Source organism: Marinobacter sp. KM021 (assembly GCF_050707965.1).
Classification (GTDB): domain Bacteria; phylum Pseudomonadota; class Gammaproteobacteria; order Pseudomonadales; family Oleiphilaceae; genus Marinobacter; species Marinobacter shengliensis.
On record NZ_CP136129.1, the window covers coordinates 1,587,723 to 1,612,269 of the forward strand.

31 protein-coding genes and 3 pseudogenes are annotated in these 24,547 nt (G+C 54.5%); 4 read left to right on the forward strand and 30 right to left on the reverse strand.

What is annotated here, in order from left to right; translation table 11 throughout:
* Positions 1-60 precede the first annotated feature (60 nt).
* Both RVM24_RS07465 and RVM24_RS07470 read right to left on the reverse strand, forming a co-directional pair.
* On the reverse strand, positions 61-555 hold the full coding sequence (locus tag RVM24_RS07465) for a hypothetical protein (protein ID WP_431475190.1): 495 nt from the start codon (positions 553-555) through the stop codon (positions 61-63).
* Between the two features lie 68 nt (positions 556-623).
* Positions 624-1,211, reverse strand: a pseudogene (locus tag RVM24_RS07470) (IS3 family transposase); the annotation flags it as partial.
* Positions 1,212-1,445: 234 nt separating this feature from the next.
* On the opposite strand from RVM24_RS07470, the gene istA reads away from it, so the two are divergent.
* Together istA and istB are read left to right on the forward strand one after the other, a co-directional pair.
* Positions 1,446-2,990, forward strand: coding sequence for an IS21 family transposase (istA, locus tag RVM24_RS07475; RefSeq protein WP_431474019.1), 1,545 nt, complete (start codon positions 1,446-1,448; stop codon positions 2,988-2,990).
* 14 nt (positions 2,991-3,004) lie between these two features.
* On the forward strand, positions 3,005-3,760 hold the full coding sequence (istB, locus tag RVM24_RS07480) for an IS21-like element helper ATPase IstB (protein ID WP_011783959.1): 756 nt from the start codon (positions 3,005-3,007) through the stop codon (positions 3,758-3,760).
* Positions 3,761-3,832: 72 nt separating this feature from the next.
* Here istB and RVM24_RS07485 read toward each other — a convergent pair whose 3' ends face one another.
* From RVM24_RS07485 to RVM24_RS07575, 19 genes and pseudogenes are all read right to left on the reverse strand, one after another.
* Positions 3,833-4,096 carry an IS3 family transposase gene (locus tag RVM24_RS07485; protein ID WP_431475191.1) on the reverse strand — a complete coding sequence of 88 codons (264 nt, stop codon included), beginning with the start codon at positions 4,094-4,096 and terminating at the stop codon, positions 3,833-3,835.
* A gap of 20 nt (positions 4,097-4,116) precedes the next feature.
* The gene (locus tag RVM24_RS07490) at positions 4,117-4,401 is read right to left on the reverse strand and encodes an IS3 family transposase (RefSeq protein ID WP_022993518.1); all 285 of its coding nucleotides are present in this window, start codon (positions 4,399-4,401) and stop codon (positions 4,117-4,119) included.
* A gap of 656 nt (positions 4,402-5,057) precedes the next feature.
* On the reverse strand, positions 5,058-5,429 hold the full coding sequence (locus RVM24_RS07495; RefSeq protein ID WP_431475192.1) for a hypothetical protein: 372 nt from the start codon (positions 5,427-5,429) through the stop codon (positions 5,058-5,060).
* Positions 5,430-5,523: 94 nt separating this feature from the next.
* A pseudogene (locus RVM24_RS07500) lies at positions 5,524-6,703 on the reverse strand (IS3 family transposase).
* 77 nt (positions 6,704-6,780) lie between these two features.
* Positions 6,781-7,293, reverse strand: coding sequence for a hypothetical protein (locus RVM24_RS07505; RefSeq protein ID WP_431475193.1), 513 nt, complete (start codon positions 7,291-7,293; stop codon positions 6,781-6,783).
* Positions 7,290-7,622, reverse strand: a complete 333-nt coding sequence (locus RVM24_RS07510) for a hypothetical protein (RefSeq protein WP_138437615.1) — start codon at positions 7,620-7,622, stop codon at positions 7,290-7,292. Before RVM24_RS07510 ends, RVM24_RS07505 begins: the two co-directional genes overlap by 4 nt.
* 146 nt (positions 7,623-7,768) lie before the next feature.
* Positions 7,769-8,071, reverse strand: a complete 303-nt coding sequence (locus tag RVM24_RS07515; RefSeq protein WP_061332717.1) for a type II toxin-antitoxin system RelE/ParE family toxin — start codon at positions 8,069-8,071, stop codon at positions 7,769-7,771.
* Positions 8,059-8,316, reverse strand: coding sequence for a type II toxin-antitoxin system Phd/YefM family antitoxin (locus RVM24_RS07520; RefSeq protein ID WP_431475194.1), 258 nt, complete (start codon positions 8,314-8,316; stop codon positions 8,059-8,061). The genes RVM24_RS07515 and RVM24_RS07520 overlap by 13 nt, the downstream gene beginning before the upstream one ends.
* A 278-nt stretch (positions 8,317-8,594) precedes the next feature.
* Positions 8,595-8,828 carry a hypothetical protein gene (locus RVM24_RS07525; protein ID WP_431475195.1) on the reverse strand — a complete coding sequence of 78 codons (234 nt, stop codon included), beginning with the start codon at positions 8,826-8,828 and terminating at the stop codon, positions 8,595-8,597.
* A 122-nt stretch (positions 8,829-8,950) separates the two neighbouring features.
* On the reverse strand, positions 8,951-9,349 hold the full coding sequence (locus tag RVM24_RS07530) for a DUF6930 domain-containing protein (protein ID WP_431475196.1): 399 nt from the start codon (positions 9,347-9,349) through the stop codon (positions 8,951-8,953).
* Positions 9,350-10,578: 1,229 nt separating this feature from the next.
* On the reverse strand, positions 10,579-10,920 hold the full coding sequence (locus tag RVM24_RS07535; protein ID WP_431475197.1) for a hypothetical protein: 342 nt from the start codon (positions 10,918-10,920) through the stop codon (positions 10,579-10,581).
* 88 nt (positions 10,921-11,008) lie between these two features.
* Positions 11,009-11,308, reverse strand: a complete 300-nt coding sequence (locus RVM24_RS07540) for a helix-turn-helix domain-containing protein (protein WP_016914159.1) — start codon at positions 11,306-11,308, stop codon at positions 11,009-11,011.
* Complete coding sequence (locus RVM24_RS07545) at positions 11,301-11,615, reverse strand: transcriptional regulator (protein WP_286250317.1); 315 nt, start codon at positions 11,613-11,615, stop codon at positions 11,301-11,303. The genes RVM24_RS07540 and RVM24_RS07545 overlap by 8 nt, the downstream gene beginning before the upstream one ends.
* Before the next feature lie 243 nt (positions 11,616-11,858).
* Positions 11,859-13,430, reverse strand: coding sequence for a transposase (locus RVM24_RS07550; protein ID WP_431475198.1), 1,572 nt, complete (start codon positions 13,428-13,430; stop codon positions 11,859-11,861).
* Between the two features lie 153 nt (positions 13,431-13,583).
* Complete coding sequence (locus tag RVM24_RS07555) at positions 13,584-14,015, reverse strand: acetyltransferase (protein ID WP_431475199.1); 432 nt, start codon at positions 14,013-14,015, stop codon at positions 13,584-13,586.
* 97 nt (positions 14,016-14,112) lie between these two features.
* Positions 14,113-14,532 carry a GFA family protein gene (locus RVM24_RS07560; RefSeq protein WP_405338793.1) on the reverse strand — a complete coding sequence of 140 codons (420 nt, stop codon included), beginning with the start codon at positions 14,530-14,532 and terminating at the stop codon, positions 14,113-14,115.
* A gap of 97 nt (positions 14,533-14,629) precedes the next feature.
* Positions 14,630-15,016 carry a RidA family protein gene (locus RVM24_RS07565; RefSeq protein WP_431475200.1) on the reverse strand — a complete coding sequence of 129 codons (387 nt, stop codon included), beginning with the start codon at positions 15,014-15,016 and terminating at the stop codon, positions 14,630-14,632.
* Positions 15,017-15,127: 111 nt separating this feature from the next.
* Positions 15,128-15,535: a VOC family protein gene (locus RVM24_RS07570; RefSeq protein WP_354449542.1), complete on the reverse strand. Its 408-nt coding sequence runs from the start codon at positions 15,533-15,535 to the stop codon at positions 15,128-15,130.
* Positions 15,536-15,590: 55 nt separating this feature from the next.
* Positions 15,591-16,004, reverse strand: coding sequence for a GNAT family N-acetyltransferase (locus tag RVM24_RS07575; RefSeq protein ID WP_354449541.1), 414 nt, complete (start codon positions 16,002-16,004; stop codon positions 15,591-15,593).
* Positions 16,005-16,121: 117 nt separating this feature from the next.
* On the opposite strand from RVM24_RS07575, the gene RVM24_RS07580 reads away from it, so the two are divergent.
* Entirely contained in the window at positions 16,122-17,147 is a 1,026-nt protein-coding gene (locus RVM24_RS07580; protein WP_431474888.1) for an IS110 family transposase, read from the forward strand.
* A 363-nt stretch (positions 17,148-17,510) separates the two neighbouring features.
* On the opposite strand, the gene RVM24_RS07585 is transcribed toward RVM24_RS07580, so the two are convergent.
* The 3 genes from RVM24_RS07585 to RVM24_RS07595 all read right to left on the reverse strand — a co-directional run bounded on the left by RVM24_RS07585 (position 17,511) and on the right by RVM24_RS07595 (position 18,438).
* Positions 17,511-17,795: a hypothetical protein gene (locus RVM24_RS07585; protein ID WP_431475201.1), complete on the reverse strand. Its 285-nt coding sequence runs from the start codon at positions 17,793-17,795 to the stop codon at positions 17,511-17,513.
* 71 nt (positions 17,796-17,866) lie between these two features.
* Entirely contained in the window at positions 17,867-18,160 is a 294-nt protein-coding gene (locus tag RVM24_RS07590) for a HigA family addiction module antitoxin (protein ID WP_431475202.1), read from the reverse strand.
* Positions 18,160-18,438 carry a type II toxin-antitoxin system RelE/ParE family toxin gene (locus RVM24_RS07595; RefSeq protein ID WP_031211838.1) on the reverse strand — a complete coding sequence of 93 codons (279 nt, stop codon included), beginning with the start codon at positions 18,436-18,438 and terminating at the stop codon, positions 18,160-18,162. Before RVM24_RS07595 ends, RVM24_RS07590 begins: the two co-directional genes overlap by 1 nt.
* 138 nt (positions 18,439-18,576) lie before the next feature.
* Between RVM24_RS07595 and RVM24_RS07600 the strand changes: the two genes are divergently transcribed.
* Positions 18,577-19,602, forward strand: coding sequence for an IS110 family transposase (locus RVM24_RS07600; RefSeq protein WP_058091130.1), 1,026 nt, complete (start codon positions 18,577-18,579; stop codon positions 19,600-19,602).
* Positions 19,603-19,954: 352 nt separating this feature from the next.
* Here the strand turns inward: RVM24_RS07600 and RVM24_RS07605 are convergent, their stop codons facing one another.
* The 6 genes and pseudogenes from RVM24_RS07605 to RVM24_RS07630 all read right to left on the reverse strand — a co-directional run bounded on the left by RVM24_RS07605 (position 19,955) and on the right by RVM24_RS07630 (position 24,446).
* A complete protein-coding gene (locus RVM24_RS07605; RefSeq protein WP_431475203.1) occupies positions 19,955-20,371 on the reverse strand; it encodes a VOC family protein in 417 nt (138 codons plus the stop codon).
* Positions 20,372-20,480: 109 nt separating this feature from the next.
* Positions 20,481-20,657 (reverse strand): DUF6429 family protein, encoded by a 177-nt coding sequence (locus RVM24_RS07610; RefSeq protein WP_431475204.1) that lies wholly within the window; start codon positions 20,655-20,657, stop codon positions 20,481-20,483.
* Complete coding sequence (gene tnpC / locus RVM24_RS07615; RefSeq protein ID WP_061333257.1) at positions 20,657-22,222, reverse strand: IS66 family transposase; 1,566 nt, start codon at positions 22,220-22,222, stop codon at positions 20,657-20,659. The genes RVM24_RS07610 and tnpC overlap by 1 nt, the downstream gene beginning before the upstream one ends.
* A 75-nt stretch (positions 22,223-22,297) precedes the next feature.
* Positions 22,298-22,633: an IS66 family insertion sequence element accessory protein TnpB gene (gene tnpB / locus RVM24_RS07620; protein WP_061333258.1), complete on the reverse strand. Its 336-nt coding sequence runs from the start codon at positions 22,631-22,633 to the stop codon at positions 22,298-22,300.
* Positions 22,630-23,004: an IS66-like element accessory protein TnpA gene (gene tnpA / locus RVM24_RS07625; RefSeq protein WP_061333259.1), complete on the reverse strand. Its 375-nt coding sequence runs from the start codon at positions 23,002-23,004 to the stop codon at positions 22,630-22,632. The genes tnpB and tnpA overlap by 4 nt, the downstream gene beginning before the upstream one ends.
* Positions 23,005-23,254: 250 nt before the next feature.
* Positions 23,255-24,446, reverse strand: a pseudogene (locus RVM24_RS07630) (IS3 family transposase).
* Positions 24,447-24,547 lie beyond the last annotated feature (101 nt).

A 24,547-nucleotide genomic window follows, 5' to 3' on the forward strand; every position in this document is an offset into this window, starting at 1 on the left:
CTTACCCCGGTGCAGTGGACACTAGATCGGGGGAAATCCAGAACGAATTGCAACTGTTGGTTAGGCATCGGTTCCAAATTTCCCCATAAGCTTCTTGGCCGCTTTAAAGTTTTCAGCGGCAACCAAGCACATGATGGCAATCAAGAGCAGAGAGCCGGAGAAAGCAACCATAGGCAACTCACCTAAGGCCGAAATGCCTTTAATGTACACGGGGATGAGCCCCAAAAACGCGGTGATGAAATACCAAAAGTAATACCATTTCACTCCGTGTTTTTGGGCAAACCTACTCTTGAACCGGCCTTTCCATTTGTAGTGGTTTTCATCTAGCCTGAACTCCACAAATCCTGCGGCATCAGACCTTTCGTTTATTGATGAGCTTGGGTCTTTGCTGCTCAGGAGTAGCTTTATTTCTTCGACCGGATAAACTTTTCCGGTAAGCGCCAAGAATCCCTTTTCAAGGCTGAGTCTGTGTATGCTCTCGTTGTCCAAGTCACTGATGAACTGTTTAGAAAATTCGTACTCATCTCGCCTTTTACTGGAACGAGAAACGACCACTGAGGTGGACCCAATCAGTTGGACAACCTGATGGTGTCCCTAAGCTATGATCCGGTTGTTTCCCTGGCTCAGGCTGCCAGAGATATGGGTTGCCCGTAGTACACCTCATCGGGCGTTTGGTAATCAAGGGTTTGGTGGTACCGGGTCTGATTGTAATGCCGGAAGTACCGGTGGAGCGCCTGCTTCAAGTGTTGACCATCCTCGAAGGCAGTGAGGTAGACGCACTCGTGTTTGACGCTGCGCCAGAGCCGTTCCACGAAGATGTTGTCATGGTAGCAGCCCTTGCCGTCCATGCTGATTCGGATGCCATGCTCTTTGAGAACGCTTGTGAAGGCCTCGCTGGTGAACTGGACGCCCTGATCGGTGTTGAAGATTTCCGGCGTTCCATGGCGCTGTAGAGCCTCCTCCAGGGCATCGACGCAGAAGTCTGTGTCCATGGTGTTGGAGATCCGCCAGGACAGCACCTTGCGGCTGTACCAGTCGATGATGGCAACCAGATACATGAAGCCCCGCGCCAGCGGCACGTAGCTGATGTCAGTTGCCCAAACCTGATTGGGACGATCGATCTTCAAGCCCTTGAGCAGGTACGGGTACACCTTGTGCCCGTCGCCCGGAACACTGGTTCTTGGTCGCGGGTACACGGCCTGAATGCCCATGGTGCATATTCCGGCCCATCGTGACCGCCCATTCCGTTTGAACGTGACCGCCTGTTCCGGGTGATCGTGACCGCTCATTCCGTTTTATCGTGACCGATTTCGGGTGTTTTTCCGGAATCGCCGGTCACGATGCCGGAATCACCGGTCACGTTCCTCCGGAATCACTGCCAACACGCTGGAATTCTTCAACTTTATCCGGCATACCCGTTTCTTTTTCATCACGAGGAAGGGCGGATGCCGGCAGCGAGGATTTCCATGCGACAGATCATCGAGGTCTTGCGCCTCAAGTACGAAGCGGGCCTGAGCCATGAGCGCATTGCCCGTGCCTGCGGACTCTCCAAAGGCGTGGTCGGCAAGTACGTCAGCCTGGCCACCGCGCAGGGCATCACCTGGCCGTTGCCGGAGGGCACGGATGAAGTACGGTTAGAGGCCCAGCTGTTCCCGGCCAAGACACCCCCATCTCGATTTGCTGAACCCGACTACTTCCAGGTCCACCAGGAACTCAAGACCAAGGGCGTGACCCTGCAACTGCTGTGGGCCGAGTACGTGGAACGTCATGGCGACAAAGCCCGCCGGTACAGCCAATTCTGCCATCATTACCGGCTCTGGCGAGGCCGGCAGCGGCGCAGCATGCGCCAGGTCCACCGGGCCGGTGAGAAGATCTTTATCGACTACTGCGGTCCCACCGTGCCGGTGGTGGACCGCAGCACCGGCGAGATGCGCAAGGCCCAAGTCTTTGTGGCCGTGCTGGGCGCGTCCAGTTATACCTTCGCCGAGGCCACCTGGAGCCAGAGCCTGCCGGACTGGATCGCCTCTCACCAGCGGATGCTGGCGTTCTACGGCGGGGTAGCTGAGCTGTTGGTGCCCGACAATCTGAAGGCAGCGGTCACCAAAGCGGACCGATACACCCCGAAGATCAACGAGACCTACGCAGAACTGGCGACCCATTACCAGACGACGGTATTACCGGCACGCCCCTACAAGCCTAAGGACAAGGCAAAGGCCGAAGCCGCTGTGCTGCTAGTTGAACGCTGGATCCTGGCCCGGTTGCGGCACCGAACGTTCTTCTCACTGGCCGAACTGAACTCGGCGATTGCAGACCTGCTACCGGCACTGAACCAGCGCCCGTTCCAAGGGCGCTCCGAGAGCCGCCAGAGCCTGTTCGAAACACTGGATCGACCCGCGCTGAAGCCACTGCCGGCAACGCCCTACGTCTACGCCGAGTGGCGCAAGGCGCGGCCAGGCATCGACTACCACATCGAGATCGACAAACGGCTGTACAGCGTGCCTCACGCTCTGGTGGGTGTGAAGCTGGATGTTCGGGTTACCGATACGTCCGTAGAGGTCATGCACAAAGGCCAGCGGGTGGCTCTGCACCCTCGGCATGGCAAGGGCCGCTTCGTCACCTTGACCGAGCACATGCCCAAGTCCCATCAGGCCCATCAGAACTGGTCGCCGGGGCGGTTCCTTAACTGGGCCACTGACATCGGTCCCGCCACGCTGGACGTGGTGCAGCGACAGCTCAAGGATCGCCCTCATCCAGAGCATGGTTACCGGTCATGCCTGGGTCTACTGAACCTGAGTCGACGTTACAGCCGTGACCGGTTGGAGCAGGCCTGTAGTCGAGCACTGGCTATCAACTCGGCCAGCTACCAGAGCATCAGCTCGATCCTGAAACAGGGGCTGGATCAGCTCCCGTTACCCCTGGCCGAGGAAGAACCGGAACTGGCCGATCTGCCTGTTCACACCAACGTTCGCGGTCCCCACTACTACCACTGATCCCGGAGAAACTGATGCTGACTCAAAACACCCTCGATACCTTGCGACAGCTCAAGCTGACCGGCATGTGCGATGCCCTGGAACAGCAGCGGGCACAGCCCGACACCCACGACCTGGCGTTCGAGGAACGCCTGGCCTTGCTGATCGACCGGGAGGTGCTACATCGTGAAAATCGCCGTCTGGATCGGCTGCTGAAGGCGGCCCGGTTGCGGGTCCCTGCCTGCGTGGAAGACGTCGATTACCGCCATCCACGGGGGCTGGAGCGCTCCCGTATGGCGGGGCTGGCCAGCTGTGACTGGATCCGCCAATCCCTGAACCTGTGCATCACCGGCCCGACCGGTTGCGGCAAGACCTGGCTGGCCTGCGCCCTGGGCAACCAGGCCTGCCGGCAGGGGCTCTCGGTTCGCTACTTGCGCGTGCCGCGGCTGTTCGAGCAGGTGCGCATCGCCCACGGCGATGGCAGCTACGCACGGCTGATGAACCAGTTGCTGAAAACCGACCTGCTGATCCTGGACGACTGGGGGATGCAGAAGGTCACGGCGCAACAGCGTCAGGATCTGATGGAGGTGATCGAAGACCGGCACGGGCGAGGCTCAACGCTCATCGCCAGCCAGTTACCAACCGAACACTGGCATGACTACATCGGCTCCGCCACGCTGGCTGACGCCATCCTGGACCGGCTCCTGCACGGTGCTCACCGACTCAATCTGAAGGGGGAATCACTGCGAAAAGCCAAAGCACAAAATACGGAATCAGTTGACCCATCGTGACCGCTCAGAGTACAAAACTGACTCCAGCGTGAGGGCCGTGTGCAAATCGGTCACGATCCCCGGAATGACCGGTCACGTTCGCCGGAATACGCACATGGTGCGCATCAGCCGCTGCACCCGCTTCCGGTTGATGCGGTAGCCCTGGTGATGCAAGTGGACCCGCATCTTGCGAGAGCCATAATACGGCGTTTTCAGGTGCTGCTGATCAATCAGGTACATCAGATCCAGATCCTCCTGACATTGCTCACGAGGGACGTAGTACACCGATGAGCGGCTCAGCTTGAGCAGCTCGCACTGGCGCGAAAGACTGACTTGGGGATGACCACGCTCGATCATCGCCAACCGCTGTTGACGGCTTACTGATCGAGCTTGCGCGACAAAAAATCGCGTTCCACCGTCAGTCGGCCGATCTCCCGGTAAAGCTCGTCTGTGCTGGGCTCATCGGATTGCTTGCCGGCCTTCCTCTTGCCTTCGAAGAGGTCGGGAGCGTTCTCCAGCAGCTCGCGCTTCCAGGTACTGACCATGGTGGGGTGAATCTGGAAACGGGCGGCAATTTCGGATGTGGTCTGGTCACCCTTGAGGGCGGCCAGAGCAACTTTGGACTTGAATGATGCGCTGTATTGCTTGCGTTTCTTGCTCATGATTCTCCTCCTTGTGGAGATGATGAATCAGAGCTTAGGCACCTGTCCAAAATTTGGGGGCCACTTCACACCTCAATGATGATTTTGTATAGGGCAAATAGGCTGACTAGTATCCCAACTATCTTTACTGCGAGTTCCATATTTTCCTTGCCTAATGCTTGGCACAGCGGACATTTTGGAGCGACGCAGGAGCGGAAAAACGTTCCGACTGCTGCCACCGGTTATGAAGACGACTAGCACGCACTACTGAACCACGAAAATATGGTACGTATACCGATCGCCAGAACAACGAGCACTGTGATACCTACTGACCAACCTATAATTTGGGAACCACGACTCACGTCATACTTTTGGTTTTCAAAGAATGACGTATCCAAGCATCGAACTCCAACGAACTCACCGGAATCTATTTGTGACTCCCCGTTTTCGAGCGCTTCACTGATGGCCAGTTTCAGCTTTTCCAAGCCTTCACGATTTCCGACCAGAAAGTCTTCGTGCTCCGGCCAATCACTTCCGTGACAAGCATGATCCTGCGCTTGTTTAGTGCTCATACTCACCTATTATTCATAACGCGAAGGTAACAGGCGCCGGAGCGCCAGCGGTGGAGACCAAAAGCGGCACGCTTTTGGTCTCCGGTTGAACGCTTGGTTACCTGGTTAGAAGGATTCATCTTCATACTCTGGATTCTCGAACGATAAAAAGCTGCCGGACTGAGCCTCTTCATACGTGGCTGTTGTGCCGTCATAGCAGTAATTCCCGTACTCGTGATAAGTATGAACGATAATGCGCTCATCGCTGTCTCTTGGAATTAAAGGCCCCTTCGCTAGACTTAACAGCACAACCTGTCTTTCTTGATTCTCGAGAATGCTAATGGGCTTGTTGCCGCTGCGTATCTCACACAAAGCTATGGTGCGCAGAGACTCTGGAAGCCTCTCCCATAGATCTTGTGCAGCGGCCTCAATAAATCCGTCACCTGTCCAAATTAGCTGTGTGTATTGCAGGGTGGAACCGAGGTTATGAGTTTCCATCTCTACCTTCTAACGCGGAACTCACCGGTGGCCTTTACAGAGCGGAGCGGCGTAAAGGCCATTGGACTTCCCCCAATAAAATGGACACGCCCCATCAGTTAATTCCCTCGAACTCTATCGGAGTCCGGTAACCAAGGCTACTGTGCAGCCGTAGGCTGTTATAAAAGCATTCAATATAGTTACATATATGTTTCCGTAACTGCCGCATTGTCACGAAGCTGGTGGCATGCAGCAATTCTCCCTTCAACGTCTTGAAGAAGGACTCCACCTCCGCATTATCCGTGCACTGTCCAGGTCGGTTCATGCTGTGTCGTACCCGATGCTGATTCAGCAGCGCCTGGGTCTTGTGAGCGCGATATTCGATGCCACGATCCGTGTGGAACAACAGATTGGGGCTGGCTTTCGCGATATAAAAGCTTCCCTTAGGGTTGCCTTAGTAAAGTCTGCACTCAGGTTTTCGCCCAATCGCCAGCTGATGATGCGTCGTGAGTAGAGGTCCAGCACTACCGCCAGGAACACATACTTCTTTCCCAGCTTGATGTAGGTGACATCGCTGCTCCAGTGCTGATTTACAGCAACCGGCTTATCCGCATCTAGCCGATGATTTGGAAGGGCTTTTAAATCCTCTCTGAGCTTTGTCATACGGCGGTATACGCGCATGACTCGAGCTTTCATACCCCATTCCTGCATTAACCGGGCAACCCGATTCTCACCAACCACTTCGCCTTCATGGCGCAGCGCCTGATACACCCTGGGACTGCCGTAGCGCCCCTTGCTGTCGTTGTAGACTCTACGGACCTTCAACAGCAAATCGGCATTCGCAGCGGCTCTCTGGCTGGGCTTCCGGCTTGCCCAGGCATAGTAACCAGAGCGGGAGATGCTCAGGTGGCGACACAGAGCCTTTACCCCATGTTCTCCCCGGTGTTTCCAGACGAATCTGAACGCTTCCGTCGTTCCTCGGCCTGAAAACGTTGAAACTTTTTTAGGATGTCGTTTTCCTCCTGAAGCTCCGATACTCGGCGTTTCAGGCGATTGATCTCATCCCGCTCCTTCATCAGCTCTTTGGCTCCCGCCGGAGCTTTCTTGACCCGTTTCATGGCGAACTTTCCCTCTCTGTATTCCTTTCGCCAGCGTGACAGCATGAAGGGGTGAATATCCAGCGCTTCCGCTACCCCTTTCACGCTCCGGTGCGCCTGGTAGCTCCATTCCACTGCTTTGACTTTGAACTCGACACTATAGCGTTGGGTCTTCTTCCCCGTGAGCATCTTTGGCATCGCTCTTCTCCTGTTGCGGAGTTATCGATGCGTGTCCACTGAAGTGGGGGAAGTCCACATCCGTGTGCAGCGAATTGTTATGGCCTGTTCGCGGACTCCAATTTTTCGATTATCGGAATATTACGAAAAGGCTTCTGAAAGTACGGTATTGACTCTAGCTCTTCCCGCATACTTTCCGGCAATTGAAAATATTTTTCTTTGAGCGCCCACGTTTCTTTTCCATACATCAGCGGTTTAACGCCAGCGATTAAATCCTCCACCTCGGTGTGAGCTGTGGATGCTTCCAGCATACCGATTGTGTATGCCAAGTCAGTGAGGTGCGGCTTTTGACACTCTTCAGCCATCGCCGCACTTCGAGTGATGAGGAAAACACGAACGTCCTCATACTCATACTGTCTCAGCAAATCCAACACCTCGGAATCTGGCATGGCTCGCGCCGAAGCAATTGAATCACACTCCACGATAGCGGCCTCCAGCCGCTGTATGCTTGTCTCAATGTACTGCAAAGAAACTGGCTTGCCATCCTCCGCTTGGCACGCTGCCGAAAACAAGCCCAGACAAACGACTATAGCTGTTCTCAAGATTTTCATGGCTGGCACCCCGCCTCGACGGCCCGCCAGAACTGTGTCTGCTCATAGGACAAGCCCGCCCGTAAACGCTGCATCTGAGAGATAGTTTCGATTCGTTTTTTAACCATTGGTGAGATTCGGGTCATTGCGTCGGCAAACTGTACCCAATCCGTTGAATGGATGTTGTATGCAGCCTGCGCGGAATTATTACCAAGAAAGATTGTGGTCATAACACCAGTGGGCAACATGATTTCCAGCATATTTCCGTTACGCTGGGCTTTTCGGATGGCTTCGATGGCTTCCAGATCTTCAGAGTCCAGCCGAAGTCCAGAAATGGTCGGACATTCCATACGTCCCTTTCTCCTTTCCTTGGGTTAGCTAAGAACAAAAAATACTATCTCAAATCGCGGCAATGCTCAAAAGCCATAACGCCGAAGCGCACCGGTGACTTTGACGTAGCGAAGCGGAGACAAAGGCATCCGAGTCACGCGCCTGGTTAGCTGTTCCCAAGCATGTACGCACGAAGCTGCCGCTCCTCTCGCATGACATAGAGGACGAGAACCCGCTTCTTATCCTCACGATAAAAAATGCGACACGGTGGAACCACTACCTCCCTGTATACCGAATTAGGGAGCTCTGGAGGAATCCGTCCGGATTGGGGAAAATCTTCCAAACGCTCGGTCTTATCGAAAACTTCCTGGACCAGATGACTTGCGGCAACAGGATTATCCAGAGCAATGTACTCAGCTATGGCATCCAGTTCTTGAAGGGCAGGCTCCGTCCAGATTACTTCAGCCATTTACTCATTTTCTCCCTGGCCTCACTTTGGCTGTACGTTCTTCCCTCAAGTACAGCACGCTCTCCCCGTGAGAGCCCCTCAAGCAGCTCAAGTCGGCTCTGCATAAACTCATAATCCTGCACATCGACAAGATATGCCGATGGCTGACCATGCTCCGTGATCAGTATCGGCTCCTTAGACAAGTGCAGATCTGCCAGAATCTTTGTGGCTTGGCGCTTGAGGTTCGTAACAAGCTCAACTTTCATGGGCTCACCCTAAATCAGACTAATAGTGACACTATAGTATCACTTTTCAGGTGGGGCAATCACAGCTAACGCCTGCAGCATGCGCGGCTTTGGAATGGAGGCGAAGCCGCAATGGAAAAGGCGTCGCCGTACCTGCGTTTGTTATGACTTGTTCTGGCGTGATGAAAAGTAAAATCCCACCACAGACCCGATGATGGCACTACCGAATGCCAGAAGCTCTGAAAAATATTGGCTCTTGAGCAATGCAGCGCCCGAAATCATTACCAGCAAAAAAATGGTTAAAAATATACTAGCATCGGCGCAATGCGTTTATTCATCCGCTCCGTCAGTGGCTCTGCTTGCCCGATACCACCACACGAACCACACATCAGGCCACGCTGGCCGCGCTGCTGCCAAAAAGGAAGATCATGCTTTTTAGCACAAGCCAGACATGAAGCTTTGTCCTCGCCATTTGTGCAGGTGCCAGTACCCGAGCAATGCTTGCATTCGTAAAGGGTGGATACCACTTCCAAAATCGACTACTCCTTAGTCATAACGCCGTTGTTCAGCGGCAGCCTTGGCAGAGCGAAGCGGCGACAAGGCTGTCTGGTGGAGGGCCGTTAGGCCCGGAACGAACTGAAACACTTGGTTAGATTTACTGGACCCTTCCACCTGAAACATGGGCCGCGAAACCCTCCCTCGCTTCCCGCGTGATGGCGGATAAATTTTTGCCTGGAACTCGCTCAACATCAATTCCCATGGCCTTAGCAACTTTAGCCAGATCATCCGCGTCGTACTCAGACGCTACAAACAATTTTTGCGGTCTTGAGCCAGCTTGGCCTTCAGCGTCGGCCAACAATTTCCGTGATAAGAATTCCGGCAAACCAGGCAGGCTTACTTGAACAAGCTCCATGCCAAAGATCATCCCCGTTGCCACCTCCATGATGGCCATGGCGTTGAAATCACCATCGGCCTCCGTCAGCACCGGCGCTTCGTTCAATTGGAAAAGCAGCCAAGCTTCATTGTGGGCAAAATCAGACGGTTCAATTGGCAAGGTACTCTCCTGATTTTTGAATCTAACGCCAATATTAAGCGGCCGGCTTGGCGGAGCAACGCGTAGGCAAGGCGGTCCGGTGGAGGCCCGCCAGGGCCGGAACGAACTGCAACTACTGGTTATGTGTAAGCCTGCTTAATCGCAAAAGCATAGTCCAAACTGCTGAGAACTAAAGGCTTCCACTTGCAGAGAAACCATCTAAACTTACTAGTGACAAGCTCGAAATTTTCGACATAAGGCTCATTCGCCCATATGTAGATATTCTTGTAGACCTCTCGATCAGTGTCAGAACCAAAAGAGTCCATTAGCAAAGTGCAGTAACTTTCCCGGTCTGAGGCAGCTACAAGCATAAAAGTCGCTCCACATTCGAAACTCGCCGAGTGCTTATCGTATGTGGCCCTGACCTTCTCATCACTGGGGAACCCATTCAGAGCATAGATATAAAGTCCGTTCTTCGTAAGTCGGATTTGCTCGCAATGCAGCCACACGATTCGCTGAGAAAAGCCGTGTTTCTCAAGCTCCACTCGGAATTCTTGTAAGAGACTGTCACCATTCATAAAGACACATAACGCAAAGCTAAGCGGCGGCCCGTCAGGGACGTCCGGTGGACGGCCGTTAGGCCGGGAACGTACTTAAGCGATTGGTTATGTGTTTTGCCCACGATTACGGTTTTCCCGAAGTTTCTCTCGCACCTCCTCCCTGTGCTTTTCATAGTTCAGATCGAGAGTCTTGAAGTGACCTAGCGCCACCGTGGTAGCCACAATTGCGGTAGACGCAACCCAAGTAACCTTATCCTCAAATAACCTCGTCATTTCGAAAACGGTCCCGCCTGGTTCCAAAAATCTCAGATCAAATATCGCCGCCATGTTGTCAGACAGTGTTATTGCCGCCCCAAAAAAAATTACCACTACGAAAAACCTGCCGAGCCAATGGAAAAGGTGTACGGCGATATCAATAGACTTGATCGCGACGTCGATACACCAAAATAATGCTCCCTGAGCAAATAGCAGTACATTGCTGGACCATTCGCGAACCCAGGAGGGTGCGAAGAGTAAATACCATATTAGCAGGCCGAATGGCCCTAATACCTTGATTGCGCTAACTATTATTTCCATGATTTCAACACATAACGCCGATATTCAGCGGCGGCCTTTGCGTAGCGAAGCGGAGAAAAGGCCGTCCGGTGGAGGCCCTTCAGGGCCGGAACGAACTGGAATGTATAGTTAGAGTCATTCAGGCTCAAAACCCGGAAATCCATTGTTGGAATACTCTTCGAGTGACCCAGGCTTGGCTCCTCGAACCGTCCAGCTCGAGAGGTAGTCGGGGTCGACAACAAATTCTCCAGTCGACCTGAGACGATACTCGCCCTCATCCGCTGGCAGGATATTCGAGAAATCGGGAGGCAAGTAGAACTCGGTTCCGCTGCCATTTCTCTTTATGATAATACCGCTCCCATCTACGTGGGTGATAGGACCATATACTTGCACTTGGCCAATAAGCTGCTCTTCATCATCCATTAAAGTGATTCCGACGAGCAAAATCTTCCCTATCAAACTTCCAATTTCTTCCATTTTTTAAAACTCTAACGCCCGCCAACATGCGCGGCTACGAAATGAAGGCGAAGCCGCAATGCAGTAGGCGTCGCCGTGATTGGCCTTGTTAACCCCTGAGCTCGAGGTCTTCCCGAATCACCTCCGGATGGCGAAACGCAATCTCGATGAGCGCTTTTGCCGGCCCGGAAGGTTTACGTCGCCCCTGCTCCCATTCCTGTAGCGTGCGCGGGGAAATGTGGAGCACCTCGGCAAACTCTCGTTGTGTAAGGCCAGTCTTGCCGCGCGCCTCTGCGACCTCATTTGGCTCCACACGACTGACTCGTGCGGCTTTGCCTGCTTTCATTTCTTTAACAGATTGGAGCAGCTTGTTACCAAGCTCCTCAGCACTCAGAGTCTCATTACTCATTTTCCAATACCTCACGAATCGACTTCAGGATATGCGCGGGTATGTTCTCCTTGACGGCCTTCTTGTAGATCACCAACAACCAGATCTCACCATTTGCCAATCTGGTGAAGTAGATGACTCGCACTCCACCACGCTTCCCTGAACCCGCCACCGACCAACGAACCTTTCTACATCCACCGCTACCTGGAATGGGATCGCCAATTTCCGGATTGGCTGCCAGCCAGGCAAAGAACGCATTCCGTTCCTCCTCAGTCCAGATCTTTCTGGCATCTGATTCGAATGTAGGGGTTTCGATGATGGTAAACATGATGATCAATATACGTCATTGACGGAGTTTTGCAAGGTGGCGGGTGGAAGGGTTAACGAGGCTGTAGAAAAACCCGATTCCGAGCCGTCCCCAGCACCTGGTTTCTAAAATTTTCTTAGCGGCCATCAGGTAGCCGATTATCATCGTTCCGATTATCAGCCATAAGTTTCGGTCCTTTTGACGGTGTCGGTGCCGGTATAGCTGGCATCCAGCAGACACATTTGTAACCGTCTGATCCCGGCATCACGCTGCTAACCGCCCGTAATTCGCCAACTTCTCAATATTGTGCACCAGGCAGTATAGCTGCCATTGGCCTTGCACCTTCTTCTTGCCTCGCAAGCTGAAGCGATTCAGCCGCTTGTTCGTACCGATGTTGCCGAACACCGGCTCCACCACCGACATTCGGTGGCTGTATATCTCTTTGCCCTGTTGGCTGTCGACCCGGTGCTTCATCCAGTCCGTGTAGTTCGGCAGACGCTTGTTCTCAATGGTGAACGAAACCTGTCGGCCAGACCCATTTCGGTGGTTAGCGGATGCAGGGTTCTGCATGCATTGGTGCTTCTTGGGGCAGTGGCGACATTGCAGCAATCGACCTTCGAAGTGCACTCGGACCTTGCCATTCTCGGCTTCCCTTTGACCCCGATAGGTAAGCTCTTCGCCAGTCGGGCAGACGCAGATCAGGTTCACGGGATCGAACTGGAATTCACTGGCCGGAATGATGTCTTTCCAACCTTTGTCCGGCAGGTTTTGATGCCGCTTGCCGTACTTGTCTTTCTGGTTTGTGAACTTCGGGTCCCGGCTGCGGAACTGGTTGTCTGGCACAAAGCCGTTGATCTGACGGTCATGCAGGTACTGCATGTTGGCCTCGTTGGCGAAGCCGGTGTCGGCAGTGACAATAGCACCAGACTGGTAGATGTTGTCAGCGATACCCAGTTTCTTGAAACGGGCTTCGACGGTTTCCAGTACCGGTTGCAGGGTGTGATGTTCCTGGCCTTCGCCAAAGGCCTGGGCGTCGATGATGATTTGGTGTTTCTTATCCACCGTGGCGACCCCATTGTAGCCCTGGATCGTGCCTTTGCTGGTGGTCATCTTGGCGCTTTCGTTATCGGTGACGTTGCTCTTCACTTCCTTGCTCCGTTTCCCCCGGCCCATCCGTGGGCGGCTCGTCTTTAGGAAACGATCAATCTTTTTAGCGGCCTCATCCAACGACAGAATGGTCTTCGCTCGGCGGATGTCGCGGTCCAGTTCGGCCTCGGTGTCTGCCTCGTCCCGCTCGTAATGCGCCCTGAGGTGATGTCGGATCAGTCGTCGCAGTTTCTCCCGCTTCTCGCCCAGCTCTTTAAAGGTGCCGGACCATTCCTTGGCCGCGTTGGAGGACATTTTGCAGCCGTCGATGGCAAACAGCTCGTTACCCAACAGACCTTCTTCGTGGCACACCAGCAGAACTTGTTCGAACAGCGCTTCGATCTCATCGGCGTGGCTGCTGACAAACTTGGCCAGGGTCGTGAAATGCGGAACGGTATCGCAGGAGAGAGCTTTGAAGAGGATGTTGGTCTCGCAACACCACTGCATTTCGCGACTGGAGGTGATGCCCTTGGAGTAGGCAAACAGGATGATCTTCAGCAGGATGGCCGGATCGTAGGCCAGCCGGCCAGTGTCTTCGTTGCGGTACTTGGGATGAAACACCGTCAGGTCCAGCTTGTGCTCGATCAGGTAGTGCACCGCGTGTTCAAAGGTGCCGGGCTGGAGCTGTTCGTGGTAGTTGATGACGACCATGGTGTCCTGGTCGTAGTTGTAGTGCTTGAAGCGGGGCATCTGACCACTCCTTGTCCGTTTGCCTGATCCTATCAAAACACAGGGGGATTTCGGGGTTTTTCTACAGCCTCAACGCCGCCAGCACGCGCGGCTTTGTAGTGAAGGCGAAGCCGCAACGAAAAAGACGTCGCCGTGCCTGGCCTTGTTAAATTTTTATAGCGCCATATGCAACAGCGGATAAGGCTTACCCTGACCATCGACTGGTGACCGATCTATCACTTTAAAGCCAATATGCTGATAAAAACCTACCGCCTGTTCATTCTGCTCGTTTACATCGACCTTTGATGCTCCCTGCTCTTTGATAGCATGGGCCGCTAACATGGCACCAATGCCTTTTCCGCGTGCATCAGGTGAGATGAACAACATCTCAATATTACCGTCATGTACTCCACAGAATCCCTGAATTTCACCGTTACCGTTTTTAGCGCACCTTAAATCAACTGCGTCAAAATACTGCCCCAGAATTAACGGCTTTAACTCCTGTAGATCATCTTCAGACAGAAAATCATGCGTTGCCCTGACCGACGCTTCCCAGACTTCTATCAGATTAAGGTGATCTGCTTTTTCTACGATCTCAATATTCATCAGTAAACCCAATTGAAAATTTAACGCTTTTGTTTAGCTGCGCACATGTAGCGCAGCGAAATGGGCGTCCGGTGTAGGGCCGGAGGCCCGGAACGCACTACAACAATTTGTTAAGTGATTCCAGGCTCTCAGGGCCGCCCTCCAATCGAACGCACTCAGCGGATTCTTGCTCCCATGGCGCGGCGGAAGCTGTGTGGAGGTGAACAGAAACCCTTGATACGTCGAGTTCATCGAGCAAACCGGCTGGAACCCAAACCATCCCGGTGCCCCGCAGGCTATTTGGAACCGGACTCCCACAACTTGAGCAAAAATCGCTCCGGAAACCACTTGGCTTTTGGTACGACCGGATCTCGCTTTGACCTGAGACCCAACGAAAACTAGAACCCTGCACAAATGTGGCAGCGTTAGCGGCAGCCCCTGTGGCTTTGCGGCACAGCGAGCAGTGACACTGATAGAGATTCCGTATCTCCCCATCAATTTCGAATTTCACGCTTCCGCAGAGACACTCACCTTGCATCGATCAATCCTTTGGCACTTAACGCCAGCCATAAGCGGCGGCCCGACAGGGACGTCCGGTGGAGGGCCACCGGCCCGGAACAGACTTAATGGCTTTGTTATACCTGACCCAGGACACAATCGATCTCCGTTTCTACAAGCCAGTCCGGATTGATGAAGCGGCTTACTTCAACAAACGTACACGCGGGCTTTATTGCAGAAAATAGCTCACCATGTGCTTTGGCGGCTTCCTCCCAACGAGAAATGTCAGTGAGCATGATGCGAGTTCTAATTATATCTGTCGGTTTTCCTCCAGCCTCTTCGATAGCCCGAATAGACAGTTCCAAGCAATACTTGGTCTGCCCATAAACATCCCCAACGCAGGTAGTTTCACCATTCTCTATGGGTGCCGTGCCGGCGACAGAAATCATGTTTTCAACTCTGCATGCTCTGGAAAACCCAATCGGTTCTTCCAAAGGAGAGCCTGAACTTACCAGTTTTCTCATATGCTCCTCCATGAGGTATAACGCCGCGCACACCGGCGCGAGCTTGCGAGCGTCCGGCAGCCGGAGGCTGCGTAGTGCTGCGCTTGGTTATGTGTTGACTTTTCCGCCACGTTAATCCGTTAGGTTGAGTTGCCAAGACACTCCATACCTATCCTTCAGCCACCCAAACTTCTCGCTAAAGCCATAGTTATCCAAAGGCATCAGCTCCGAGCCGCCGTCGGCTAAGGCCCGAAAAGCCTCCTCGATTTCGTTCGAGGACTCACACTCGACATACAATGACATGGAGGGAGTAAAACTAAATTGGTGATCAAGGTGACTGTCCAGCGCCATTAACTCAGTTCCGTTTATCGTAAACCGAGCCATTTTGGTAGAACCTTCTGGTTCATGCTCACCGGCTCCGTAGCGCTGAATATCGGTGATCTGTGAACCAGGAAATAAAGAAGTATAGAACCTAATTGCCTCCTCGGCTTTCCCGGCCTGCTCTCCGACAAACATGAGCGAAGTCGTGATGGATTTCATCTGCTCCTCCAATCCGATGGGTACACATAACGCCACCGCGTATTGATGCGCCTTGTTATAAATCAGTGACTTTGGTGCTCATGAGAGCACTGTTTCCAGTGAACCCAAACTGCTCGTAGAGCCCTTGTGCATCTCGGGTTTGCAACACCATCTGGGTTCCCTTTATGGCCGGGTGCACTAGCAAACACTCCATGATCCACTTACCGAGGCCGCTACCGCGAAATTTGGGTTCAACCACAATATCTGCCACCCAGGTAAAAGTAGCACTATCGGTGACTGCCCGCCCAAAACCGATCTGTGTAGAACCATGATAAAGGCTGAAGCAGATGGAGCCTGAAACCATGCGATCTACGATTTCTCGAGGGCGGCGGCCACCCCAATAGGTTGCGGCAAGCAAGCGGTGGACGACATCCAGTTGCACCTTGGATCTGTCATCAGTGATTAGGTAGTCGTCCTTGCGCCATTCCATCGATGGCTACTCCCTGATTTATAACGAATGATATGGACTCCCCCTGCTCCCACGGCATCAGTCATGTGCCACATTGAAGGTGTCTGGCATCTTCAATCCGAAGCAGGAGGAGTCACCATGAATGTTACAACCATTGGCATCGATCTGGCGAAAACTGTGTTCAGTATTCATGGCACCAATCAACACGGCAAGGTCGTGGTTCGCAAACGGCTCAATCGCCCTAAACTGTTGGCGTTCTTCGCACAACTGCCACCATGCCTGGTTGGCATGGAAGCCTGTTCCGGTGCCCATTACTGGGCTCGGGAGTTAACCAAACTCGGCCACGATGCCCGGATCATTGCGCCCCGATTTGTCGCTCCGTATCGCAAGAGCAGCAAGAACGACGACAACGATGCCGAGGCCATCTGCGAAGCCGTCAGCCGGCCCAATATGCGCTTTGTTCCAGTCAAGACTGAGGACCAACAAGCGGTACTGTGCCTTCACCGCATTCGCCGTGGGTTAACCAAAGAGCGCACAGCCCAGATCAATCAGATTCGCGGGCTGTTAGCCGAGTTCGGACTGATCATCCCCCAGGGGCGCTATCATGCCCGACACCGGATTCCCGAAATCCTGGAAGATGCCGAAAACGGTTTGCCCATGCTCGCACGGCGTTTACTCAACAACATCAACCAGCGCATTCTCCAGCTCGATGAAGAGATCCTGGCCTATGACCGGGAAATCGAAGCCATGGCCCGGCGCGACGAGCAGGCCAAACGGCTAATGGCCATTCCAGGAATAGGACCACAAACTGCCACCGCGATCTTGGCCAGTGCGCCCGATCCCAGACAGTTCAAAAGCGGACGACACTTCGCCGCCTGGCTGGGGCTTGTACCCAGGCAGTACTCGACCGGAGGCAAGCCCCGGCTGGGTAGAATCACCAAGCGCGGGGACAAGTACCTGCGAATGTTGCTGATCCATGGCACCCGAGCGGTGATTGCCAAACTCGCCGACAAACACGATCAACTCAGCGAGTGGGCTAAAGAGTTGGTGGAACGCCGCGGCTACAAACGAGCCGCCGTAGCATTGGCCGCCAAGAATGCCCGGATTATCTGGGCGCTGTTGATGAACCAAACCGAGTTTAAAACACAGCCTATGGAGGGCTGATAACCAGGCACCAACGACAGGCAGAACATGCCTGCCAGCCGAGTCTAGCAACGGCAAGCGATGACGGAACGGTCAGACCGAGAGTGATTGAACCTGTTAAGCCTTGCGGCTGATACAAGCCGACTAACGAATGAGGTCATCACTCACACGCATCATCATCCTGGCCCGGGCAAAAGCGCCCAACAAGAGGCCGAATGTAGAGCTGCAGTCTCAAACCGCTTCGAAATCAAATGGCGTTGCTTGACCGCAGGGGGAGTCCATGTAGCCCTGGTTTAGCGGCGCCCATGAAGCGCAGCGAAATGGGCGTCCGGTGGAGGGCCGAAGGCCCGGAACGAACTACAACAGATTGTTAAAATTTCTCGATCAGGCCAGCTTAAAGTACACCAACGCCCCAACTGGAATCACAATGAAAAAGTACAGGGTAAGGCGGACCCAATCCCTCGCCATAGTCCAGATAAACGCTGGCAAAAATACGTAAACGCCCACGCCAAGGTAGAAAGACCACAGAACTACGGCGTCGTCTGCGACCCGCGCAGCCAAATTATTGCCTGTGGCGGCATAGGAAAGCATCACGATCACAACAACCGCGGTAAATATGTAAAAACCTCTCGCCCAGAGGCGGAAAACTCTATCTGCTGTATCGCTCATCTAAACTTTTAACGCTTGGCTTTGCGGCGTGCCGGAGCGCCAGCGCAGGCGCGTCCGACAACAGCCACTGGTTAAGCTGCTTCGAAGTCCAGGCGATGAATACCATCCAGATTGACTGTGCCGCGAGCCACCCATAGGTCGTACATATCTTGCATCGCCAACCAGCTCTCAGGAGTACGCCCGAGAACCTTAGACAGCCGCAAAGACATTTCAGGGCTAATGCCACTATCCCCTCTGAGCAGCCGAGACAAAGTAGAAGGTGAAACACCCAGACTGGAAGCGAGCTGACGAGAGCTGATACCGAAAGGCTCCAGGTACACCTCGCGAATGAATTCACCAGGATGCGGCGGATTATGCATAGTCATTAGTGATAATCCTCATAATCAAGAATGTAGGCGTTGCCGTCCTGGAATTCGAACGTCATGCGCCAGTTTCCGTTAACCCTAATCGACCATCGGCCTTTGTCTTTGCCCTTCAATGGATGAAGCCGAAAACCAGGGATATCCATGTCTTCCACTGAAGTCGCAGTATCCAGAGCAGCCAGCTGCATACGCAGCTTCTTGGCATGGTCGGGTTGTATGCCAGACGTGTGCCCGGTCGAGTAGAACCGCTTCAGTCCTTTGTGGCGGAATGATTTAATCATAAGGGAATTTTAGCATGTTGCGCACCACGCAACAACAGGGCTTAACGAATGATATGGACTCCCCCTGCTCCCACGGCATCAGTCATGTGCCACATTGAAGGTGTCTGACATCTTCAATCCGAAGCAGGAGGAGTCATCATGAATGTTACAACCATTGGCATCGATCTGGCGAAAACTGTGTTCAGTATTCATGGCACCAATCAACACGGCAAGGTCGTGGTTCGCAAACGGCTCAATCGCCCCAAACTGTTGGCGTTCTTCGCACAACTGCCGCCGTGCCTGATCGGCATGGAAGCCTGTTCCGGTGCCCATTACTGGGCTCGGGAGTTAACCAAACTCGGCCACGATGCCCGGATCATTGCGCCCCGCTTTGTCGCTCCGTATCGCAAGAGCAGCAAGAACGACGACAACGATGCCGAGGCCATCTGCGAAGCCGTCAGCCGGCCCAATATGCGCTTTGTTCCAGTTAAGACTGAGGACCAACAAGCGGTACTGTGCCTTCACCGCATTCGCCGTGGGTTAACCAAAGAGCGCACAGCCCAGATCAATCAGATTCGCGGGCTGTTAGCCGAGTTCGGACTGATCATCCCCCAGGGGCGCTATCATGCCCGACACCGGATTCCCGAAATCCTGGAAGATGCCGAAAACGGTTTACCCATGCTGGCCCGGCGTTTACTCAACAACATCAACCAGCGCATTCTCCAGCTCGATGAAGAGATCCTGGCCTATGACCGGGAAATCGAAGCCATGGCCCGGCGCGACGAGCAGGCCAAACGGTTGATGGCCATTCCCGGCATCGGCCCACAAACAGCCACTGCGATATTGGCCAGTGCGCCGGATCCCAGACAGTTCAAAAGCGGACGACACTTTGCCGCCTGGCTCGGGCTCGTGCCCAGGCAGTACTCGACCGGAGGCAAGCCCCGGCTGGGTAGAATCACCAAGCGCGGGGACAAGTACCTGCGAACACTATTAATCCACGGCACTCGAGCGGTGATTGCCAAACTCGACGACAAACACGATCAACTCAGCGAGTGGGCCAAAGGGTTGGTGGAACGCCGCGGCTACAAACGAGCCGCCGTGGCATTGGCCGCCAAGAATGCCCGGATTATCTGGGCACTGTTGATGAACCAAACTGAGTTTAAAACACAGCCTGCAGAGGGCTGATAACGGGCAACAACGACAGGCAGAACACGCCTGCCAGCCGAGTCTTGCAACGGCAAGCGATGACGGAACGGTCAGACCGAGAGTGATTGAACCTGTTGTGCTTTGCGGCTGATACAAGCCGACTAACGAATGAGGTCATCACTCACACGCATCATCATCCTGGCCCGGGCTGAAACGCCCACACAGAGGCCGAATGTAGAGCTGCAGTCTCAAACCGCTTCGAAATCAAATGGCGTTGCTTGACCGCAGGGGGAGTCCATGTAGCCGAAGCACAGCGGCGCCCTTTTAATGGAGGCGCAGCCGCAATGAAAAGGTCGCCCGGCGGCCCTCGGCCGCGAACTGCTGCGATTGGTTATGCGGGTTCATCGGAAGGACCGACCCAGAAAAACGGATTGTGTGCGATTTCCCAAAGATAGCCGTCAGGGTCTGAAAAGTAGCCTGCATAGCCACCCCACTCCGTCTTTCGGGCGGACTTCGTGACAACAGCGCCCGCGGAAGCAGCCTGAGACATGACCTGGTCAACTTCATCTTCTGAACTTACATTGTGCGCCAGACTGAACCCAGCGAAGCCTCCGGAAACTGCACCTACCTGCGCATCTTCCGCTAGTGCGTCACGACCGTACAAACCCAGCCATGTGCCGTTTAAAGTAAAAAAGGCTACTTCCGGCGGAGAGTCCATTCGGGGAAAGCCAAGCCCCCTTTCATAGAACTCAGTCGAACGCTGTATATCACTCACGCCCAAAGTAATCATACTGATCCGTGGCTTCATGATTCCTCCCTGCATAACGCTGATGGTAACCGGCGCCGGAGCGCAGCGGAGAGAACCAAAAGCGGCACGCTTTTGGTGTCCGGTTGGTTAAAAGGCCTGGCACTCAAGTTCACGAGTCCTTGGCGAAAAGTTTCTGGAACAGGCGCTCTGACTCTTTTAGACCGTCCTCAGTGAACAGGACAGACTTGGCCTTACCAACCGGGTTCTCAATGAGACCCTTTTCATGAAGCCTATTCATGGCATCCCAATCAAAAGATTTCCACGCCCGACGTAAGCGTCCGGCCATCACACCTTGTCAGGTATAGCCGGGGTCCAGTTGTGGGGCAATAGCTCGTTGATGGCGTTGTTCTTCTGCGTCGGCAGTCGGGTCAGCACATCCTTCAGATAGGCATACGGATCATGCGCGTTCAGCTTGGCCGACTGGATCAGCGTCATCACCGCAGCCGCACGCTGACCACTGCGCAGTGATCCCGCGAACAGCCAGTTGCTGCGCCCCAGCGCCCAGGGTCGGATCTGGTTTTCCACCCAGTTATTGTCGATGGGCACAGAACCATCGTCCAGATAGCGCGTCAGCGCTGCCCAACGTTTGAGGCTGTAATCCAACGCTTTGGCGGTGCCGGAGCCATCCGGTACTTTCTGGCGATGCGCCAGCATCCATTGATGCAGGGCGTCAGCAAGTGGTTTGGCTCTGGTTTGTCGGATTTTCCGGCGCTTATCCGGCGGCAGGTCTTTGGTATCCCGCTCGATCTCGTAGAGTCCGCCGATGTAGTCCAATGCTTTGGCTGCCAGTTCGCTTTTGTTGGCTTCGTGCAGGTCGTAGAACTTGCGCCGGGCGTGGGCCATACAGCCGATTTCAGTGATGCCATTACCGAACCCGGCCTTGTAGCCGGCGTAGTCGTCACAGACCAGCTTGCCCTGCCAGTCACCCAGGAAGGTGCGGGCGTGTTCACCCGCCCGGCTTGGGGCGAAGTCATAAACGGTGGCTTTCAGATCCGAGAACGGTGTGGTGCAGTAGGCCCAGACGTAGGCCTTATGGGTTTTCTTCTTGCCCGGAGCCAGCATGCTGACCGGCGTTTCATCGGCGTGCAGAACGTTGTGTTCCAGCAAGGCGTTTCTCAGTGCATCGACCAGGGGCTGCAACTGCACACCGCAGGCACCGACCCATTCGGCGAGTGTGGAACGGGGTATTTCCAGGCCAGCACGGCCGAAGATACGTTCCTGACGGTACAGAGGCAGATGGTCCGCGTACTTGGCCACCAACACCTGAGCCAGCAGGCCGGCGGTGGGGATGCCCTTGTCGATCACCTGCGGTGGTACCGGTGCCTGGACCAAGGTCTCGCACTGGTTGCAGGCCCACTTGCCCCGGATGTGGCGTTCCACCGTGAACTCACCGGGGACGTAGTCCAGCTTCTCACTGACGTCTTCGCCAATACGCTTGAGCTGGCAGCCGCATTGGCAGTGGGTATTGTCCGGTTCGTGGTGGATCAGGGTACGGGGCAGTTCCGGTGGCAGCGGGGTGCGCTTAGGCTTCTGCTTGGGCTGGGCAGCCTTCTGCTCCTCAGTCATCGCCTGGTCCAGCTCGGCTTCGATCGCCGCCAGGTCGCTGTCGATCAGCTCATCCAGGAGCTTGCCCTGAACGGCATCGAGTTGCTCACTGCGGCGGGCGAACTTGTGACGTTTGAGGATGGCGACTTCGTGGGTCAGTTTCTCGATGACGGCATTCCTGCGCACCAACTCCCGCTCCTTCCGGCCCAAGGCTTGATCCTTGGCGTCCAGGGAGTCCATCAGTTCCGTCGCCAGAGCGCGGAGCTGATCGGCTGAGAGTTGGTTGATATCGGGGCGCTGAGTCATGCCGCCTAGTATGCCAAGCCCGTATGCCACAAGCGATTCGCGGTTCTGGTTATAGCGAGACCGCAGGGCTTGTGGTTACAGGATAGAGATCACGCCTTCAGCGCCTATGCGCTGCCAGGGCAGGCCCTGAACGAGGGCGGACAACTGTTCTTCGGTCAGGCGCAATTGGTCACCACGCCAGGCTTCGCCCCAGTGGAATTTGCCCCGGTTCAGCCTGCGGGCACACAACCAGATGCCGAGCCCATCATGGATCAGCACCTTCATCCGATTGCCTCGCTTGTTGGCGAACAGGTAGGCGCAATGGGGTTTGGCCGAACCGAATACCTGAATAACCCGCGCCAGGGCCTTGTCGGGCCCGGCCCGCATATCCAGCGGTTCGGTGGCCAGCCAGATCTCGTCAATGCGGATCATCCCAACAGATCCCGAAGCAAAGCCGCACACTGATGGGCTTGCTCCGCAGGCCACTCCACCACAACCGTGCCGCCGGCGCGGGGGATTTCGATGCGGATGGTGCTACATTGACTCGAGACTGACGGAGTGTCCGGCACAGGCGCTGCGGCTGGCAGACGGACCGGAACGAATCCAGGTGTTTCCGGTGTTTTACCCGCTCTTCGCGCTTCGCTCATCCAGCGCCGGACCATGTTGGCGTTGAGGCCATTATCCAGCGAAATCCGGGAAACAGACGCTCCGGGCTTCAGGCATTCGGCGACGATACGAGCCTTCAGCTCTTTGGAGTAACGACGACGTTTTTGGTAGGGCTTGGTTACGCTTATGTTGGTCATATTAAGTGTCCACTTAAAAATAAGTGGACACTATCCTGACGGCCGCAGCGCCTGGCTCAAGATGGGTTTACCGGACGGTTACCGCCCGACCACCGTCATGCAAAGTCAGGTACAGCAAAGCCAATACGGCCTCATCGATTTTCTCTTCATCAATCTCCATGGCTCATCCTCTGGTGATGTGCCCTTTTAACGCAAAGCTCAGCCGCCGAGGTACGAGGTGGACTTCCCCCAATAAAATGGACACGCCCCATCAGTTAATTCCCTCGAACTCTATCGGAGTCCGGTAACCAAGGCTACTGTGCAGCCGTAGGCTGTTATAAAAGCATTCAATATAGTTACATATATGTTTCCGTAACTGCCGCATTGTCACGAAGCTGGTGGCATGCAGCAATTCTCCCTTCAACGTCTTGAAGAAGGACTCCACCTCCGCATTATCCGTGCACTGTCCAGGTCGGTTCATGCTGTGTCGTACCCGATGCTGATTCAGCAGCGCCTGGGTCTTGTGAGCGCGATATTCGATGCCACGATCCGTGTGGAACAACAGATCGGGGGCTGGCTTTCGCGATATAAAAGCTTCCCTTAGGGTTGCCTTAGGGTTGCCTTAGTAAAGTCTGCACTCAGGTTTTCGCCCAATCGCCAACTGATGATGCGTCGTGAGTAGAGGTCCAGCACTACCGCCAGGAACACATACTTCTTTCCCAGCTTGATGTAGGTGACATCGCTGCTCCAGTGCTGATTTACAGCAACCGGCTTATCCGCATCTAGCCGATGATTTGGAAGGGCTTTTAAATCCTCTCTGAGCTTTGTCATACGGCGGTATACGCGCATGACTCGAGCTTTCATACCCCATTCCTGCATTAACCGGGCAACCCGATTCTCGCCAACCACTTCGCCTTCACGGCGCAGCGCCTGATACACCCTGGGACTGCCGTAGCGCCCCTTGCTGTCGTTGTAGACTCTACTGACCTTCAACAGCAAATCGGCATTCGCAGCGGCTCTCTGACTGGGCTTCCGGCTTGCCCAGGCATAGTAACCAGAGCGGGAGATGCTCAGGTGGCGACACAGAGCCTTTACCCCATGTTCTCCCCGGTGTTTCCAGACGAATCTGAACGCTTCCGTCGTTCCTCGGCCTGAAAACGTTGAAACTTTTTTAGGATGTCGTTTTCCTCCTGAAGCTCTGATACTCGGCGTTTCAGGCGATTGATCTCATCCCGCTCCTTCATCAGCTCTTTGGCTCCCGCCGGAGCTTTCTTGACCCGTTTCATGGCGAACTTTCCCTCTCTGTATTCCTTTCGCCAGCGTGACAGCATGAAGGGGTGAATATCCAGCGCTTCCGCTACCCCTTTCACGCTCCGGTGCGCCTGGTAGCTCCATTCCACTGCTTTGACTTTGAACTCGACACTATAGCGTTGGGTCTTCTTCCCCGAGAGCATCTTTGGCATCGCTCTTCTCCTGTTGCGGAGTTATCGATGCGTGTCCACTGAACTGGGGGAAGTCCAGCGTCCGAGTGACGCGTCTTGTTAGAGCATGTCCGATAGCTATT

Bases quoted from the DNA above. Each gene is read 5' to 3' on its own strand.
- istA (WP_431474019.1), top strand. From the start codon at position 1,446: ATGCCGGCAGCGAGGATTTCCATGCGACAGATCATCGAGGTCTTGCGC.
- istB (WP_011783959.1), top strand. From the start codon at position 3,005: ATGCTGACTCAAAACACCCTCGATACCTTGCGACAGCTCAAGCTGACC.
- RVM24_RS07485 (WP_431475191.1), bottom strand. From the start codon at position 4,096: ATGATCGAGCGTGGTCATCCCCAAGTCAGTCTTTCGCGCCAGTGCGAG.
- RVM24_RS07490 (WP_022993518.1), bottom strand. From the start codon at position 4,401: ATGAGCAAGAAACGCAAGCAATACAGCGCATCATTCAAGTCCAAAGTT.
- RVM24_RS07495 (WP_431475192.1), bottom strand. From the start codon at position 5,429: ATGGAAACTCATAACCTCGGTTCCACCCTGCAATACACACAGCTAATT.
- RVM24_RS07505 (WP_431475193.1), bottom strand. From the start codon at position 7,293: ATGAAAATCTTGAGAACAGCTATAGTCGTTTGTCTGGGCTTGTTTTCG.
- RVM24_RS07510 (WP_138437615.1), bottom strand. From the start codon at position 7,622: ATGGAATGTCCGACCATTTCTGGACTTCGGCTGGACTCTGAAGATCTG.
- RVM24_RS07515 (WP_061332717.1), bottom strand. From the start codon at position 8,071: ATGGCTGAAGTAATCTGGACGGAGCCTGCCCTTCAAGAACTGGATGCC.
- RVM24_RS07520 (WP_431475194.1), bottom strand. From the start codon at position 8,316: ATGAAAGTTGAGCTTGTTACGAACCTCAAGCGCCAAGCCACAAAGATT.
- RVM24_RS07535 (WP_431475197.1), bottom strand. From the start codon at position 10,920: ATGGAAGAAATTGGAAGTTTGATAGGGAAGATTTTGCTCGTCGGAATC.
- RVM24_RS07540 (WP_016914159.1), bottom strand. From the start codon at position 11,308: ATGAGTAATGAGACTCTGAGTGCTGAGGAGCTTGGTAACAAGCTGCTC.
- RVM24_RS07545 (WP_286250317.1), bottom strand. From the start codon at position 11,615: ATGTTTACCATCATCGAAACCCCTACATTCGAATCAGATGCCAGAAAG.
- RVM24_RS07550 (WP_431475198.1), bottom strand. From the start codon at position 13,430: ATGCCCCGCTTCAAGCACTACAACTACGACCAGGACACCATGGTCGTC.
- RVM24_RS07555 (WP_431475199.1), bottom strand. From the start codon at position 14,015: ATGAATATTGAGATCGTAGAAAAAGCAGATCACCTTAATCTGATAGAA.
- RVM24_RS07560 (WP_405338793.1), bottom strand. From the start codon at position 14,532: ATGCAAGGTGAGTGTCTCTGCGGAAGCGTGAAATTCGAAATTGATGGG.
- RVM24_RS07565 (WP_431475200.1), bottom strand. From the start codon at position 15,016: ATGAGAAAACTGGTAAGTTCAGGCTCTCCTTTGGAAGAACCGATTGGG.
- RVM24_RS07570 (WP_354449542.1), bottom strand. From the start codon at position 15,535: ATGAAATCCATCACGACTTCGCTCATGTTTGTCGGAGAGCAGGCCGGG.
- RVM24_RS07575 (WP_354449541.1), bottom strand. From the start codon at position 16,004: ATGGAATGGCGCAAGGACGACTACCTAATCACTGATGACAGATCCAAG.
- RVM24_RS07580 (WP_431474888.1), top strand. From the start codon at position 16,122: ATGAATGTTACAACCATTGGCATCGATCTGGCGAAAACTGTGTTCAGT.
- RVM24_RS07585 (WP_431475201.1), bottom strand. From the start codon at position 17,795: ATGAGCGATACAGCAGATAGAGTTTTCCGCCTCTGGGCGAGAGGTTTT.
- RVM24_RS07590 (WP_431475202.1), bottom strand. From the start codon at position 18,160: ATGACTATGCATAATCCGCCGCATCCTGGTGAATTCATTCGCGAGGTG.
- RVM24_RS07595 (WP_031211838.1), bottom strand. From the start codon at position 18,438: ATGATTAAATCATTCCGCCACAAAGGACTGAAGCGGTTCTACTCGACC.
- RVM24_RS07600 (WP_058091130.1), top strand. From the start codon at position 18,577: ATGAATGTTACAACCATTGGCATCGATCTGGCGAAAACTGTGTTCAGT.
- RVM24_RS07605 (WP_431475203.1), bottom strand. From the start codon at position 20,371: ATGAAGCCACGGATCAGTATGATTACTTTGGGCGTGAGTGATATACAG.
- RVM24_RS07610 (WP_431475204.1), bottom strand. From the start codon at position 20,657: ATGGCCGGACGCTTACGTCGGGCGTGGAAATCTTTTGATTGGGATGCC.
- tnpC (WP_061333257.1), bottom strand. From the start codon at position 22,222: ATGACTCAGCGCCCCGATATCAACCAACTCTCAGCCGATCAGCTCCGC.
- tnpB (WP_061333258.1), bottom strand. From the start codon at position 22,633: ATGATCCGCATTGACGAGATCTGGCTGGCCACCGAACCGCTGGATATG.
- tnpA (WP_061333259.1), bottom strand. From the start codon at position 23,004: ATGACCAACATAAGCGTAACCAAGCCCTACCAAAAACGTCGTCGTTAC.